The 16,593-nt window shown below is 36.5% G+C and carries 11 protein-coding genes and 1 pseudogene; 9 read left to right on the top strand and 3 right to left on the bottom strand.

Features of this window, described 5'->3' with window-relative positions; genetic code table 11:
• Window positions 1–136: 136 nt before the first annotated feature.
• Window positions 137–1,504: an MFS transporter gene (locus QQM35_RS02800; RefSeq protein WP_251521846.1), complete on the top strand. Its 1,368-nt coding sequence runs from the start codon at window positions 137–139 to the stop codon at window positions 1,502–1,504.
• Between the two features lie 125 nt (window positions 1,505–1,629).
• Here the strand turns inward: QQM35_RS02800 and merA are convergent, their stop codons facing one another.
• Together merA and hypR are read right to left on the bottom strand one after the other, a co-directional pair.
• Window positions 1,630–2,952, bottom strand: a complete 1,323-nt coding sequence (gene merA, locus QQM35_RS02795; protein ID WP_342610488.1) for a hypothiocyanous acid reductase MerA — start codon at window positions 2,950–2,952, stop codon at window positions 1,630–1,632.
• Window positions 2,945–3,373 carry a redox-sensitive transcriptional regulator HypR gene (gene hypR, locus QQM35_RS02790; RefSeq protein WP_251521852.1) on the bottom strand — a complete coding sequence of 143 codons (429 nt, stop codon included), beginning with the start codon at window positions 3,371–3,373 and terminating at the stop codon, window positions 2,945–2,947. The genes merA and hypR overlap by 8 nt, the downstream gene beginning before the upstream one ends.
• 372 nt (window positions 3,374–3,745) lie before the next feature.
• Here hypR and QQM35_RS11420 point away from each other — a divergent pair.
• The 4 genes and pseudogenes from QQM35_RS11420 to QQM35_RS02770 all read left to right on the top strand — a co-directional run.
• A pseudogene (locus tag QQM35_RS11420) lies at window positions 3,746–3,893 on the top strand (YSIRK-type signal peptide-containing protein); the annotation flags it as partial.
• Window positions 3,894–4,465: 572 nt separating this feature from the next.
• Entirely contained in the window at window positions 4,466–7,171 is a 2,706-nt protein-coding gene (locus QQM35_RS02780) for a Rib/alpha-like domain-containing protein (RefSeq protein WP_342610486.1), read from the top strand.
• A 180-nt stretch (window positions 7,172–7,351) separates the two neighbouring features.
• The gene (locus QQM35_RS02775; RefSeq protein ID WP_342610485.1) at window positions 7,352–8,350 is read left to right on the top strand and encodes a metal ABC transporter solute-binding protein, Zn/Mn family; all 999 of its coding nucleotides are present in this window, start codon (window positions 7,352–7,354) and stop codon (window positions 8,348–8,350) included.
• A gap of 55 nt (window positions 8,351–8,405) precedes the next feature.
• Entirely contained in the window at window positions 8,406–9,614 is a 1,209-nt protein-coding gene (locus QQM35_RS02770; RefSeq protein WP_251521854.1) for a GTP-binding protein, read from the top strand.
• A gap of 40 nt (window positions 9,615–9,654) precedes the next feature.
• Here the strand turns inward: QQM35_RS02770 and QQM35_RS02765 are convergent, their stop codons facing one another.
• Complete coding sequence (locus tag QQM35_RS02765; protein WP_285813507.1) at window positions 9,655–9,936, bottom strand: GNAT family N-acetyltransferase; 282 nt, start codon at window positions 9,934–9,936, stop codon at window positions 9,655–9,657.
• A 422-nt stretch (window positions 9,937–10,358) separates the two neighbouring features.
• On the opposite strand from QQM35_RS02765, the gene lip reads away from it, so the two are divergent.
• From lip to QQM35_RS02745, 4 genes are all read left to right on the top strand, one after another.
• A complete protein-coding gene (lip, locus tag QQM35_RS02760; RefSeq protein WP_342610484.1) occupies window positions 10,359–12,974 on the top strand; it encodes a YSIRK-targeted triacylglycerol lipase in 2,616 nt (871 codons plus the stop codon).
• Between the two features lie 371 nt (window positions 12,975–13,345).
• A complete protein-coding gene (locus QQM35_RS02755) occupies window positions 13,346–15,049 on the top strand; it encodes an ABC-ATPase domain-containing protein (protein WP_251521869.1) in 1,704 nt (567 codons plus the stop codon).
• Between the two features lie 105 nt (window positions 15,050–15,154).
• On the top strand, window positions 15,155–15,967 hold the full coding sequence (locus QQM35_RS02750) for an alpha/beta hydrolase (RefSeq protein WP_251521872.1): 813 nt from the start codon (window positions 15,155–15,157) through the stop codon (window positions 15,965–15,967).
• Between the two features lie 296 nt (window positions 15,968–16,263).
• Entirely contained in the window at window positions 16,264–16,572 is a 309-nt protein-coding gene (locus QQM35_RS02745) for a hypothetical protein (RefSeq protein ID WP_342610483.1), read from the top strand.
• Window positions 16,573–16,593 lie beyond the last annotated feature (21 nt).

The raw sequence follows: 16,593 nt of genomic DNA, 5'->3' as shown, positions 1-16,593 counted from the left end.
AAGCTTGTTTGGAGTTTTGAGGTTGGCTTTTTTAAAATCTTCCGCAAAGACTTAATCTACCATTTTAATAATCACTTAACAGTTATGAGATACAATAAATGGGTATTACATAAATTTCTGAAAAGGGTTTGATTAGATGAAACAGTTGCAGGTGTGTAACAAACGTGACTTACTAGAGATTGTCGAAAATATTGATACGCAAAAGACATCGAAAATGTTGTTATTTATTGCGCTAGGGACGGTATTCTTAGATGCATATGATCTAACAATATTAGGTACGTCGACTGATCAGATTAAAAAGGAATTTCACTTAAGTCCTACGATGTTATCAGTCGTTATGACAGTGATGCCATTCGGTGCATTATTCGGTGCGATATTGGGCGGGCGTTTCGCTGATAAAATTGGCCGAAAAAAGATATTTTCCGTGTCGCTCCTTCTATTAATTATCACAGCATTAGGTGCTGCATTTTCACCGAATGTGATTTTACTCATTCTATGTCGGTTTGTAATGGGATTTGCGATAGGAATGGATAGTCCAGTCGTATTTACATATATCGCAGAAATTAGTAATAAAAGTGATAAAGGTCGTAACGTCAACTACTGGCAAGTGGTATGGTACATTTCTATGGTTGCTTCGGCTCTTTGTGTCATTATGTTCTTCTTACTTGGGACAGGCGATCATTTATGGCGTTTCGCAGTAGGTTTTGGGGCAGTCATTGCACTCGTGTTGTACATTTTAAGACTGAAATATTTAGATGAAAGTCCGATATGGATTGTCAATCACAGACCGTTAAACGAAGCGGCTCAATTTGTAGAACAACATTATCATCTCAAGGTGAATTTAATTGAAGATGATACAACGACACCAGTGAAGAAGCAATCAGATCAAGCACTTCAAGCGTTATTAAGTAAACGCTACTTCCCTCGACTAGCTTTAGCAACCGCCATCGCAACTTTACAAGGGATGCAATACTATGCGATAGGGTTATACATACCACTCATCGCAACTTACATTATTGGTGACGGGAAACTAGAAAGTTTATTAGGGACAGCAATCGTTAACATTGCTGGGATTGTAGGTGCTTATTTCGGTGCAAAGTTCACATTGCGTTTCGGAGCACGCAAGCTAACGATGATTGGTTTCGGTTTAGTACTGCTAGCCATGTTATGTATCGGTTTAATGTATAAATCATTACCAATGATCTTTAACACGTTATTTGTAGCAGTGTTCTTATTTGGCCATGCTGGTGGTCCAGGTACACAAGGTAAGACAATTGGGGCGATGTCCTTCCCGACAAGTCTACGTGGACGTGCAACTGGAGTCGTCGAATCCGTGAGTCGCTTAGGTAGCATTAGTGGGACGTTTGTCTTCCCGGTCGTCTTAGCTGCGGCAGGTCTGTCTAACACAATGTTAATACTCGCGGCGGTTCCTTTTGTCGGTTTCCTTGTTACTTTCTTAATTAAATGGGAACCTGTTGGTAAAAATGTTGAAAATGAAGCATAATTTAATATTTAAAAAAAGAGCCACGTCAGTGTTAGAACTGAGGTGGCTCTATACGTTGCTATAGATTCAACAGTGAATCCTTTGCCGTGTTTCTTCCATTTAAATGGGGGTTTCTCATACTTTACCTATAAATTGAATAAATCATTAAAGGATTCAATCATTGTCGGATGCGTATAAATATTATCTCTTAAGACGTCATAGGTAAGGTTTTGATCTATAGCTAATTTAACCATATTGATTAATTCTTCAGATTGCAGACCATAAAGGGATGCACCGAGAATATGTCCTGTTTCTTTGTTTGCCACAACTTTAAATAAACCGCGTGCATCGTTATTGATTTTATGACGAGGGATAGCTTTGACTGGTAAACGATTTTCTAAAATTTCATAACCTTGCTCGCGTGCTTGCTCTGCAGTTAAACCGACACGGGATAATGGGGGATCAATAAACATCGTATATGGGATAGCCCCTCTATTGTCAGTTGTACGCTTGCCTGTATCAAATAGTTGGTCACGAACAATTCTAAAGTCATCTAACGAGACATATGTAAATTGAGGACCTCCTTTTACATCACCTAAGGCGAAGATATGAGGGACGTCCGTACGTAAATGTTCATTCACTTTAATCTCACCGTGAGAACCAAGTTGTACATCTGTTTGTTCAAGGTTTAAGTCAGTATTAGGTTGACGCCCCGTTGCGACTAATACTGCATCGGCATGAAAATCACCTTTCGTAGTAGAAACTGTCACACCTTGATCATTGTCAGTAAAGTTTGTAGTCTCCACATTGTGTACGATATTAATCCAATTATCGTCCAAATCTACCTCTATAGCTTGAACAATTTCTGCATCTTCATTTGGCAAGATAGACTCATGTCGATTTAACACAGTGACTTGTGTTCCAAAATTGGCAATGATTGAAGCGAATTCTAATGCGATATAACCCGCACCAATAATCACAAGTTGTTCTGGTTGTTTAGTCAAATTCATAATACCCGTTGAATCATAAATATGTTGTGAAGATTCGATTCCTTTAATTTGCGGGATAACAGGTGTTGCACCAGTATTGATAACAATATGATCTCCTATGATGGTTTGTTGATGATTGCCATCTTTATCATATAAAGCGATTTCGTTATTAGATACAAATTGTGCCTTATTATCAAATATCGTTATATTCTCTTCATCAGCTAAGTTGTGGTAGTTTTTACTATTGAGTGCTGAGACCACATTAAATTTTCGTTGAATCGCATCTGAAAATTGTTTCCCTAAAACGCCATCATGTACAAGAGTTTTCGAAGGGATGCACCCTATATTAATACATGTGCCTCCATACATCTTTTGTGACTGTTCAACTACCGCAACCGATTGACCTTGTGTTGCAGCATATTTAGCTAAAGTTTTTCCTCCTTTTCCAAATCCAATGATAATTAAATCAAAGTTATTCATTTTTTTCCTCCTCTAAAATACTATGCAATGTCTCTTCAATCGTGAATTTTTCATAATAGTTCGTTAAAACTTCGCATTCGTGTTGTGCATGTTTTTCCATCACTTTGCTTACGCGACTCGCTATTAAGCATTCACTACTTTGGTTGCCCGTATATAAACGGCGTGTTGATTTTGTAGATTGAAATAATTGGAAGAGCTCTGATAGTTTAACCTTTTTAGTTTTTTCATTTGCTTTATAACCACCACGTTGTCCTTGAGTGGAAGTAATAAACTGTTTCTCTAATAATGGTTTGCTTACTCTACGTAATTGCACAGGATTAACACATACTAATGTTGCTAATTGTTTGCTGCTAAATTGTTCATCATCATGCTTAGCTAAAAATGTTAACAAATGAACTGCAACGTTAAATTCAAAGTTCATAACTATCTATTCCCCTTTTTAATGTAACTATTATAGTTACATTAAAACACATTTAAATTTAAGAAGAAAGTATTTACATACTTGAGTTAATGTTATCTCTTTATTAATATTTTTAACTTTTGAACTATTCCAGTTTGTAAAAATACAACAGGGTATAATTAAATTGCGGGGTATTTGATGAGGGTTTGCAAACTATTTTCATCGATTGATTCGTGTCAAACTATGTTAAGTACGTGGGATTAATAAAATATTTCTATTATTACGAATTCGTATCAAAAAATTTTCTGTTGCATTACAACATTTAGGGTGGTATCTTATATCTAAAGAATAATTTGTAATTATTCATATTTTATTGGGGAAGATCTTTTGAATATGAAAAAATCTAAAAGACTAGACTTTTTGCCAAACGTTCAAAATAAGTACTCGATCCGTAAATTCACGGTGGGAGCGGCTTCGATTTTAGTTGGAGCTACATTAATTTTTGGGGCAAGTGGCGATGCAAAAGCTGCTGAAGAGACATCATCAAATAGCACAAGCGATCAATCAACATCTGGGGATGCTAACAAAGAAGAAAGCACAACAGATACATCAAATACAACCGCATCAAGTGAAACAGTAACTGAAAGCCAAACACAAAGCACAGAAGAAGCGACAAAAGAAGAACCAACATCAACTGAACAATCGAGCACAGAAGCACCTTCTACAGAACAAAACAATGTTGATACTACAACAACACAAACTAACGATACAACTGCCGATATCACTTCAGTAAATGACGAAGCTTCAGCGGTTGAATACTACAAAGAAGCTGCTAACGTTTCACAAAGTGACGCTGAAACAGCTGTTAACGATTTAAACTTAGATACTGAAAACGTAACTTCATAACAACTTCAATTCGCTTTACTTAACCAAATTGCAAATGAACAAGATGCAAATACAGCATTAGCAACTTCATCAAGAATTGCGAGTGTTAACGAAGAATCAATCAGTCTTTTATCAAACGAAGCATTCACTACAGAATCTGTAGGATCACCTTCAGAAGTAATTGTAGCTGATGCAATTGCGAATGGTTATATCGATTCAGCAACAGACATGACAAATGCTGCGAACACATTATCAGGTCGTGCATGGGTAGTTGATACAGGTACACCTTCAACAATGAGTAACGGTTTAACACCAGTTCCAGAAGGTACAACAGTATACATGCAATGGATTGATAAAGATGGTTCAGTATCTCCAACATATTCTGCTCAAACAACGAACCAACTTTCAAGTTCAGACGGTTCACAAGCGGGTCCTGGGGCTTACGCTTTCGATTTAAGAGATGGTTGGACAGATGCTAACGGAACTACACATACTTATAATGCGACAGATGGTCAATATTACCGTTTATGGATTCCAGACTATCAAACTGCGGACGGTAATACAGCAACAATGATCCGTCAAGCTGGTGGATTCTTCCCAGGTTCATTTGTTAACTCAGTAACAAATTCAAACTTAGGTCAATTCCCATTAATCGGTACAAATATGCAACGTACTGGTATTTATATGACGGTGGAACCTGAAAATAATTACATGACTACAGATCAATCACAATGGATTCATGATACTGAAGGCCCATTAAGTGCACCAGCAGTAAGTTTAGACGCACAAAATAGTATCTCAGGTCAAGTATGGTTAGAAACTGGGGCTGGAGACCAAGCTAACTCAGGTACAGGTCCTAACAACAATATTGCTGATCCAGAAGCTGCAGGTTACACAGTTGTGATGTCATCATTAACAGCTGAAGGTGCTCAAGCTTATAAAGATCAAGTTGAAAGTTTAGCTGAAGATCAAAGAGCTGCAGCAGCAAAAACTTTATTAACAGATCACCCAGAATATATTTCAGCAACAGTTTATGGTGAAACAGACGAAAACGGTCGTTACACATTACGTTTCCCTGAAGGAACTTTAAATGATGATTACATTTATGGTTATGTAATGGATCCTGACGGTAATGTGGTTAATGCTTATTCTTCTTATACGAGTCCAGAATTTAGAAGACCTAACGCAAACCTTTCATGGACACCACAAACTGCACCAGCGCAAAACTTAATTGAAAATCCAATGTGGTACAACGTAAACTTCGCATTAGTACCAACTACAGATTTAGGTATTGATATTCTTGATTACAACAATACTGATAAACCTGCAGTCGCTGGCGATGTTGTAAACATTGATTTAACAGGAACTCAATTATCACCTTTACCAACTCATATCGAATGGAGAGATAAAGATGGTAATGTAGTACAATCTACTGGAGACATTACTTCTTTAACTGATGGTGAACAACAAGCGACATTCACTGTACCTGATACTGCAGTTGATGGAGATGTTTATACAGCAGTAATCGTATCAGGTGGTAACGATATTGCAGCTGATTCATTCATCGTAAAAGTAACAGATGCTCGTACTTACGAACCAACAGTTGGTAGTGTAGAAAAACCATACGGAGAAGCAACAACAGATGCGGACGTAACAGGAGCAGTAACAGTACCTGATTATCCAACAGATGGAGAACAACCGGTTATCACAGTAGACGATCCAACACAATTACCAGACGGAACAGTACCAGGAACATCAAATGTAGATGTGACAGTGACATACCCAGATGGCACAGTAGATCACGTCCAAGTACCAGTAACAGTTGGAGAGCAAGCAGATAACGATGCATACGATCCAACAGTAGGAACAGTAGATAAAGACTACGGTCAACCAACAACAGAAGGTGACGTAACAGGAGCAGTAACGTTCCCAGATTACCCATCAGAAGAAGAACAACCAGTAGTAACAGTAGATGATCCTTCACAATTACCGGACGGTAATACACCAGGTACAACAAACGTAGACGTAACTGTAACATATCCAGATGGCACAGTAGATCACATTACAGTTCCAGTAACTATTGAAGAACCAATTGATTCTGATGCAGATGCTGACGCAGATGCAGACAGCGATGCTGACGCAGATAGCGATGCGGATGCGGACAGCGATGCTGATGCAGATAGTGACGCCGACGCGGATGCGGACAGCGATGCCGATGCAGACGCAGATAGCGATGCGGATGCGGACAGCGATGCTGATGCAGATAGTGATGCCGACGCAGATAGCGATGCGGATTCAGACAGTGACGCAGACTCAGATAGTGATGCCGACGCAGACAGTGATGCGGACTCAGATAGTGACGCAGATGCAGACAGTGATGCCGACGCAGATAGCGACGCTGACTCAGACAGTGATGCCGATGCAGACGCAGACTCAGACAGTGACGCAGACGCAGATAGCGACGCAGACTCAGACAGTGATGCGGACGCAGACAGCGATGCAGACGCTGATAGCGACGCAGACTCAGACAGTGACGCCGATGCAGATAGTGATGCCGATGCAGATAGCGATGCGGACGCAGATAGTGATGCAGACGCAGACAGTGATGCAGATGCAGACTCTGACTCAGACAGCGACACTGACAACAATGTAGACGATGAAGATGATGATAATTCTGAAACTGGTGCAGTTGCAGGAAATGACAACAATAACCAATCAGGTTCATCTTCACACAATGGAGAAAAAGCAAATAACGCTAATAACCACGGACACAAAGCGGATAATGCTAAAGGACATGACAAACATGATTCAAAAGCATTACCAGATACAGGTGAAAATGGAAATAACAATGCTACAATCTTCGGTTCATTATTTGCAGCATTAGGTTCACTACTACTATTCGGTAGACGTAAAAATAAAAAAGAAGATAAATAATATCTGATTTTCAGCCAGGCCTTTAATTAGGCCTGGTTTTTTTAATTTATGCTAAATATTTTATATTTAAGTGCCTGACTGTAATCGTTAAATCATTCTTTTATAAGAAAAGGGTTGATTTTCTATAAATCTATAGTAAAATTTTAAAACGTAACTATTACGATTTAAGGAGAGGTTTAAATGTACAAAAAAGGTCTCGGTTTACTGTGTTCAGGAGTTTTAACGGTGGCTTTAGTCGGATGTAATAATACAGATAATAAAGAAGGTAAGGGAGAAAAGGTGACGACGAAAGATAAATTAGAAGTTAAGACGACTGTCTATCCACTAAAATCGTTCACTGAACAAATAGGAGGCAAATATGTCGATGTTAACTCTGTTTATCCAAAAGGCATGGATACCCATACATATGATCCAAGTCAAAAAGATATGGTTAACATAGGAAAATCAGATTTATTTATATATACAGGCGATGATTTAGATCCAATTGCTAAAAAAATAGCTAAATCTATTAATAAAAAGGATAAAACTTTATCATTAGAGCCTTCTATCAAAAAGGATTTACTAAAAAATGAAGAGCATGAACATAGTCATGAAGAGGAACACGACCACGAAGGGCACGAACATGAGCATGAACATGAACATCATCACCACGGTCAATATGACCCACATGTATGGTTAGATCCTGTATTAAGTCAAAAGTTTGCAAAATCAATAAAAGATGAACTCGTTGAAAAAGATAATAAACATAAAGACTATTATGAGCAAAACTATAAAAAGCTAAGTAGTGATTTGAAATCAATAGATAAAGATATGAAGAAGATAGGTAAAGATAACAAAGGAGAAACTGCCTATATTTCACACGATTCTATTGGTTATTTAGCTGACAGATATGGTTTCAAACAAGAAGGTATACAAAATATGAATGCTGAAGAACCTAGTCAAAGTGATTTAACAAAAATCGCGAAGCAAATTAAAAAAGATAAAGTAAGATATGTCTTAACTGAAGAAAATGTATCTAATAAGGTTTCCGAAACAGTAAGAAAAGAAACAAAAGCAGAACCTTTAAAATTCTATAATATGGGTTCTCATACGAAGCAACAAGATAACGAGAAAAACAATTATCAAACATTTATGAAGAAAAATATGAATCATATTGAAAAGGCGTTAAGTGATAAATAAGGCTTTTTATTTTTAACGTTTAATCGTAATGATTTCAATTTAAGGTGGTATAAAAATGAAAAAAGTACCAGTGACGGTATTAAGTGGATATTTAGGTTCAGGTAAAACAACATTACTCAATCACATTTTAAATAATCGAGAAGGACGTCGTATTGCAGTAATTGTAAATGATATGAGTGAAGTGAATATTGATAAAGATTTAGTTGCAGATGGTGGTGGTTTATCGAGAACGGATGAGAAACTCGTTGAACTATCTAATGGTTGTATTTGTTGTACTTTAAGAGATGATTTATTGAAAGAAGTAGAACGCATCGTACAGAAAGGCCATATTGATTATATTGTTATAGAATCTACTGGAATTTCAGAACCAGTACCTGTTGCACAAACATTTTCTTATATAGATGAAGAGATGGGGATAGATTTAACTTCAATTTGTCGATTAGATACGATGGTTACGGTGGTTGACGCGAATCGTTTTACGAATGATATCAAATCAGAAGATTTACTCGTGGATCGTGACCAAGGTGTGGACGATACGGATGAACGTACGATTGCAGATTTATTAATTGATCAAGTAGAATTCTGCGATGTATTGATTATTAACAAAACAGATCTAATCTCAGAGGATGAATTAGTTAAACTGGAACAGGTATTAACGCAGCTACAACCTGAAGCGAAGTTAATTAAAACGACACAAGCGCAAGTTGATATTGATGAGGTGTTAAACACGCAAAGATTTGATTTTGAAAAGGCAAGTCAGTCTGCCGGATGGATAAAGGAACTCACAGACGGCGGTCATGCGAACCATACTCCAGAAACTGAAGAATATGGGATTAGCTCGTTTGTTTATTCGAGAAGGTTACCATTTCACGCAGAACGTTTCCATAATTGGCTAGAAAGTATGTCAGACAATATTGTTCGGTCTAAAGGTATTGTATGGTTAGCTCAATACAATAAGGTAGCGTGTTTATTATCCCAAGCAGGATCGTCTTGCAATATCAGTCCTGTAAGTTACTGGGTAGCAGCGATGTCACCAAATCAAAAAGAAAGTATATTACGCGAAAGACCGGATGTAGCTGAAAGTTGGGATATAGAATACGGAGATCGCAACACACAATTTGTGATTATCGGTACTGATCTAGATCAGAAACAACTTGAAGCTGAATTAGATGCATGTTTATTAAATGGTGAAGAAATTGAAAGTGATTGGTCACAATTGAATGACCCATATCAGTGGAAAATTCGACCTGCCACATCAGTATAATTGAAAAAAAGTCTGAGACAACTATTTTTGTCTCAGACTCTTATTTTAGATAAAGTAATTTTAATGATTTACGCATTTTATAATATTGGTAGTCACCTTGTCCTGTTTCTCCTATAAATTGATAGCCTTGCTTTTTATAGAGTCTTTGGGCAGGGACTTTCTCAACATCTACCGTTAAGGAAATATGCGTAAAGTTTTTATTTAATGCAAGTTGTTCAGCGTAAGTTAACAATTTTTGGCCCAAGCCATTGCCTCGATAAGATTCTAATGTTGCTAACATGCTAACGTGATATTCGTTAAGATCTCCTTCGTCTAAGTTAATGACCGTAAGGAGGTCTTATTTTGATTTTTGACACTTGAACAACCTCCATTTTATAGTTTCCATTCACAATCCATATTTCAAAATTGGTATAGACGAGATAAGTTCAAATTTATCATAGCATCGTTCATTGTTTGGATAAAAGTTAAGTAAAATTCATTAGCGATTAATTGGAAAAATAATTAATTACTTTTAATTGGAAATATATATGTAATATTCATTTTATTAGAAATTAACGCTACATTAACAATGGATATATATGATAGATGTTGTATGAAGTTTTTTTATCGTATAGGAAAGGATGGTCATCGTGGAAGAGTATTTTGCTAAAATTTTAGAATGGATCCCGCGCTTAATCGTTAATATCTTTATCTAATCACTTTGCCATTTATGACATTTTATAAAATTAAATAGAGGTGCTAAAAATGAAAACGAGACAAAACAAATATAGTATTCGTAAATTCAGTGTAGGTACGGCATCTGCTTTAATTGGTGCGCTACTATTCATCGGTGGAGGCCAAGCGCAAGCAGAGGAATCACAAGAACAAACATCACCAGAGACAACACAAGCACAATCTATCGATAATAAATCTGATGAAACGCAACAATCTCATTCAACAACTCAAGATAATCAACCAACAATACATAAAGCACAAAAGCCTTCACAATCTGAAAATAAACAGAAAAATGAAACCATAACAAGTGATAAACATTCAGAAAATTCAGACGAAAATAAACGATTACAACAACAAGAACATTCAAATGTAGATCATTCTAGGCAAGAAACACCTAAATCTTCAGAACAAACTTCATCAGAAACACAACCTTCATCTAAAAAAACAGACGATACAACATCAGAAGTAACAGACAAACACTCTGACAAAAAAGAAAACCAGCAAGAAGGACTATCTGATGACCAACAGAAAAATGCTAAACAAGAAGATCGTTCTGATGCGGAACAACTTAATGAAGACAAAGGTTTCAACACGCAATTATACGATCACAAAGAAGAACAAACTAATAAGAAATCGGAGCATCAACCACGAGCTGAAAAAGAAGATAAAGCACAAACTGAAAAAGAAGAGGCAACACAAACATCTGAAATTAATGACGAGGACAAATCAACAGAAACACAACCAACATCACATGTTTCTACGGAACATACATCAAAGTCAGATGAAACAACAACTGAAGATAAAGATGAGAAAGACGTAGCAACAAAAGATTCTACAGAAACGCAAACAGAGGAAGCACCACAAACTGAAGAAAATCAACCATCAGAATCTAAGGGTGACAATGATTCATCTGAAGACGAACAAAATAACGAAGAAGAATCAACGAAAGAAGCATCAACTAAAGACGATGAAAGAACAGAACAACAACCTTCAGAAGGTGAAGAAGACACATCTTCATTAGAAAAGTCACAAGAAGATTCAACTGAGGAGAAAGCAACTGAAGCACAACCTAAAACAGATGAACCACACGATGTATCTCAATCAAATGAAACAGAAACATCATCTAGCGAAGTAGCTTCCACAGAAGAATCGACTTCAGAGGATCAATACACACAACAGACAGAAGAGGTTCCTACTGAAGACACGTCTCAACAATCAGAAGAAAATCGAAATGATGAGAATCGTTTCCCGTTAGCAGGTGAACGTACAAGTGAACAAACACAAGATAGACCAACTACGCAACAGCAACCCAATCGTACTGTTTCACTTGAAGATTTAGAAAATACACCAATGTTACCTGGAAGTTCTCAAAATCAAGATGATAAACAACAACAGAAAGAACTTGCTGCTTTAAAAGCTAATTCACAAGCAACGACAAATAACAACAATACTAAGCTCACGCCAGAAGCAACGACAGATCAAACAAATAAAGTTGCAAAGCAAGCGGAATACAAAAATGAAGATCCAATCATTTTAGTTCATGGATTCAATAGTTTCGTCGGTGAAAATGCAGACGGTGAAAATAACTGGGGCGGAGAAGTATTAGATATCGGACAATATTTAGAAAATAATGGATACGAGTCTTACCAAGCGAGTATTAGTGCTTATGGAAGTAACTATGACCGCGCAGTAGAGCTCTATTATTACATTAAAGGTGGTACTGTCGACTATGGTGCTGCCCATGCAGAAAAATACGGACACGCTCGTTACGGTAAGACATACGAAGGTGTTTATAAAGATTGGCAACCAGGTCAAAAGGTGCACCTCGTAGGCCATAGTATGGGTGGTCAAACTGTACGTTATTTAGAAGAAATGTTGAGAAACGGTAATCAAGAAGAAATTGAATACCAAAGACAACACGGCGGTGAAATTTCACCTTTATATCAAGGTGGACATGATAATATGGTATCTTCAATTACTACAGTTGTGACACCACATAACGGTACGCACGCTGCTGATTTATTAGGTAATGAAGACTTTATTAGACAAGTGGCTTACGATTACATTACGTTAAATGGTAGTAAAACGGCTAAAGTTGATTTTGGTTTATCACAATGGGGTCTTAAACAACGTGAAGATGAGACATATCTTGAATATGTTGATCGCGTGAAGAAGACGAGCAAGATTTGGACTACAAAAGATAATGCTTTCTATGATTTAACTACACAAGGTGCAGAAGAACTTAATAATAAAACGACTTTAAATCCTAATATCGTTTATAAAACTTACACTGGTGAGTCTACATATGAAGGACTTAACGGTGAGCAAAAAGCAGATATCCATATGGCACTATCTAAAATCTTAACGGCCAACGTCATTGGTAAGGTGCCTGAGAAAGAATGGCGTGAAAATGACGGACTCGTTTCAGTGATTTCAGCACAACATCCATTTGGTGAAAATAGCACAGCTGCTACTGATCAAGTTCAAAAAGGTATCTGGCAAGTGACACCAACAAGACATGACTGGGATCACAGTGATTTCGTAGGTCATGACAAAACAGAACAAAATGTAGATGCAGAAGAATTAAAGAAATTATGGGGCGGTATTGCTGAAGACGCCGTGAAAGCCGAACATGTAGTAGGTTAAATTTGATTTTAGAAATGATAAAGGAGGTCTTGTGATGACTGCTTCAATTCCTGAATTAATCGAATCATTCTTCAATGTAGTGAAAGTATTATTTTCATAAAATATTAAATATATCAAAGGGCTAGCGACTTGAACATAGCCCTAAACATATATGAACCCTTCACACATAGGCGTGTAGGGTTCTTTTATTTATTGAGTTATTATATTTAGTCTTTTTTAAAATTTTATAATTCATCAGATATTAAAATATAGAACACAGTATCTTTCATTTTTGATTAAATCTAATCATGTTACAATAATTAAGTTGAATTAAGCGTATAACTAGGGGCTGAAACTTAATTTAATAGACTTTGAATGAAGGAGTTTTTTCAGTGAAAGATGAACAATCACTTAAGAAGCAATTATTGTCCTTAGATGGGCAAAAGTATGGCGCTTATAAACGTTTGAAGGGAACATATCAATTTAAAACGTTTCAACTTGCGATTGATCATGTACAAGTAGATCCATACGCACCACCTTCAAAGATGCGTGTGATTATCGACCGAGATACAACTGAAATACCAAATGAACTATTGGATTCTAAAGCGAAGCGTATTGCAGTTTCTGACTTTCTGGCTAGAACTTTTCATCAAGCGATTCGACACAACCAAAGTGGTAATAAACGAATGAATATTTCTATAGATCGTTGTGGACAAGAAATGTTAGAGCGCAGTGCGGTTGTAATAGGTGAACGTCAAATTGAAGCACGAATTGAAGTTGGTTTACCAGCAGCGGGACGTAAAATATTAGGTAAAGCAGCGATGCATACGATTATTGATACACTGCCACAGATCGTACAAAAAGGTTTAATGTACCATCAATTTGACCATAAAGCTTTAGAAGAACAAGTTACGTTAATGTTAGATCAAGAATATATAAGACAACAATTAGAAACACAAGGACTTGTCGCATTTATTGGTAATGATGCTGTACTACCGCGTAAAAGTGGTGTGTCAGATCAACCATTATCAAATGCAGTGTCATTTACGAGTCCTGAACGTTATGAAATCAATATGTCATTACCAAGTGGTAAGCAGTTGAAAGGCATGGGTATTCCTGAAGGTATTACGTTAATCGTCGGCGGTGGTTTCCATGGTAAGTCTACGATTCTCGAAGCACTCGAACGTGGCGTTTACAATCACATTGTTGGCGATGGTCGTGAATATGTGATTACACGTAACGATGCGATGAAGATACGTGCTGAAGATGGTCGTCATATAGAAAGCGTGAATATTAGTCCATTCATAGATAACCTTCCAGGTAAAAAGGATACACAACAATTTACGACTGAAAATGCCAGTGGTAGTACATCACAAGCAGCCAATGTGATGGAAGCCTTGGAAGCACAATCTTCACTATTACTCATAGATGAAGATACATCTGCGACTAACTTTATGATTCGAGATGCGCGTATGCAACAATTGATCGCACCAGATAAAGAACCTATCACACCATTTGCTAGTAAGGTAGCTCCTTTATACGATGATTATCATGTTTCTACTATATTAATTGTTGGTGGTTCTGGAGATTACTTTGATGTAGCAGACAACGTGTTGATGATGGATGAATATGTATTGAAAGATGTCACTTCAGATGCCAAAGCGATTGTTCAATCAGAAGCGGAAACTAATAAAGAAGCGAAACAACAATCATTTGGTGACATTCCGCACAGAACTCCGCTACGCTCTAGCTTTTCTAAACGTGGTAAAGACGATCGATTTAAAGTTAAAGGTAAGTATACGATAATGTATGGTAAAGAGCCGATTGATATTACTGGTTTAGAGCAATTGGTAGACCATAGTCAAACGCAAGCACTTGGAATGATGATTGATTACTATCAAAAACATCTGCTTAATGATCAAGATACGTTAGCAGAAGCGGCCGATAAATTGTACAACTATATTGAAACGCATGGATTAGATGCGATTTCACCTCATGATGGTCATCCTGGTAACTTAGCTTTACCAAGAAAACAAGAATTCTGTGGCACGTTGAATCGATATCGTGGATTGAATATTGCACATGGGAACCAGTAACGCTTTTTTAAATTTAAAAATATAGCACGTCTAATTAGAAATATTTTAATTAGTTGAAAACCAGGGTATAACAGACTAACGACATGACAAAAAGGGGTAGATGGTGTGAACTATATTAAATATTTAACTTCGGACGATGAAACGCGTATTTATACGAAAATTAATGATGTCGCCCAGCCTAAAGCAAATGTCATTATAGCCCATGGTTTAGCAGAATCATTAGAGAGATATGATGCAGTTACGGACTTTTTAAATATTAATGAATTTAATGTTATCCGATATGACCAGAGAGGACATGGTCGATCAGGCGGTCAAGAAACATATTATAGTCGCGTAGATGAAATAACTGAAGATTTATCGACAGTATTATCATTTGTAAAACAACACTTTGAAGGGCCAGTTTATTTACTAGGGCATAGTATGGGTGGTTATACAGTTACGTTATTTGGTACGAAATATCCAAATCAAGTGGACGGAATCATCACGACGGGCGCACTGACACGTTATAATACTAAGCTGTTTGGTACGCCTGACCAAAATTTGTCACCGCAAAGTTATTTTGACAATGAATTAGGTGACGGTGTGTGTAGTGACCCAGAAGTGATTAGAAAATATGAACAAGATGATTTAAATGCGAAACGTATTTCTATGGGGCTTGTCTTTACATTAATGGACGGTATAGATTACTTAAAAGCAAATGCTGAACAGTTCACAGATAATGTGCTGATTCTACATGGTAAAGAAGATGGCTTGGTGAGCTATAGAGATTCATTGCAACTGTTTGAACAAATAGGATCTAAACATAAATCTATTCATATATACGATGGTTTACAACACGAGATATTGAATGAAAGTTCGTATAATTACAGTATTTTTGGAGAAATTGTAGATTGGCTTAACAATGAATTGGAACATTAACCTTTAAAAATATATTGTGGATTCGACCAGAGTCACATCTTAAGTAGGTGTGTGGCTCTGGTTTTTTTACATTATAAGACATTGGATGCACGAGGTTATAAATATTGCTTATATAAAAAATTTCATTATACAATTAAAAATACTATCTCTAATTTTTAGTAAGATAAACTATTAAAAAATATAAAATTATAGTTGTTTAGTTTTTATGTTGTGATAAAATATATTTATATCAATTGAAAAGGGGATAAATATATGAAAAGATTTATTTAGTAGGTTTAGTTATTATTTTAACGTTAGTGCTATCAGCGTGTAGTGATGCACAAGATAAAGCACAAGGTAAATGGGAAACAAAGACCGCACAAGGTAAAATGACAATGGTTATTAAAAAAGACAAAATGAAAGTCGATGCTTCAGGTGTGACTTTACTTGAAGGTAAAATCATCGATAAAAACAAAGATAGTTTTATTGTGAAATTAAAAGATTATAAAACGAAACATAAGTTTACTTTCAAAGGGGACGACAAGTTGAAAGCTAAAGAAGGCAATACTTGGAAGAAAGTAAAAGATAAAAAATGGTTCTGTTGCAAAGTTGAATTTATAGTATAATTTTAACAAAAAGGAGTCTTC

This window comes from Staphylococcus hsinchuensis, assembly GCF_038789205.1.
Lineage (GTDB): Bacteria > Bacillota > Bacilli > Staphylococcales > Staphylococcaceae > Staphylococcus > Staphylococcus hsinchuensis.
The sequence above is the reverse complement of the archived record's forward strand: the minus strand, read 5'-3'. Positions and strand labels throughout refer to the sequence as shown.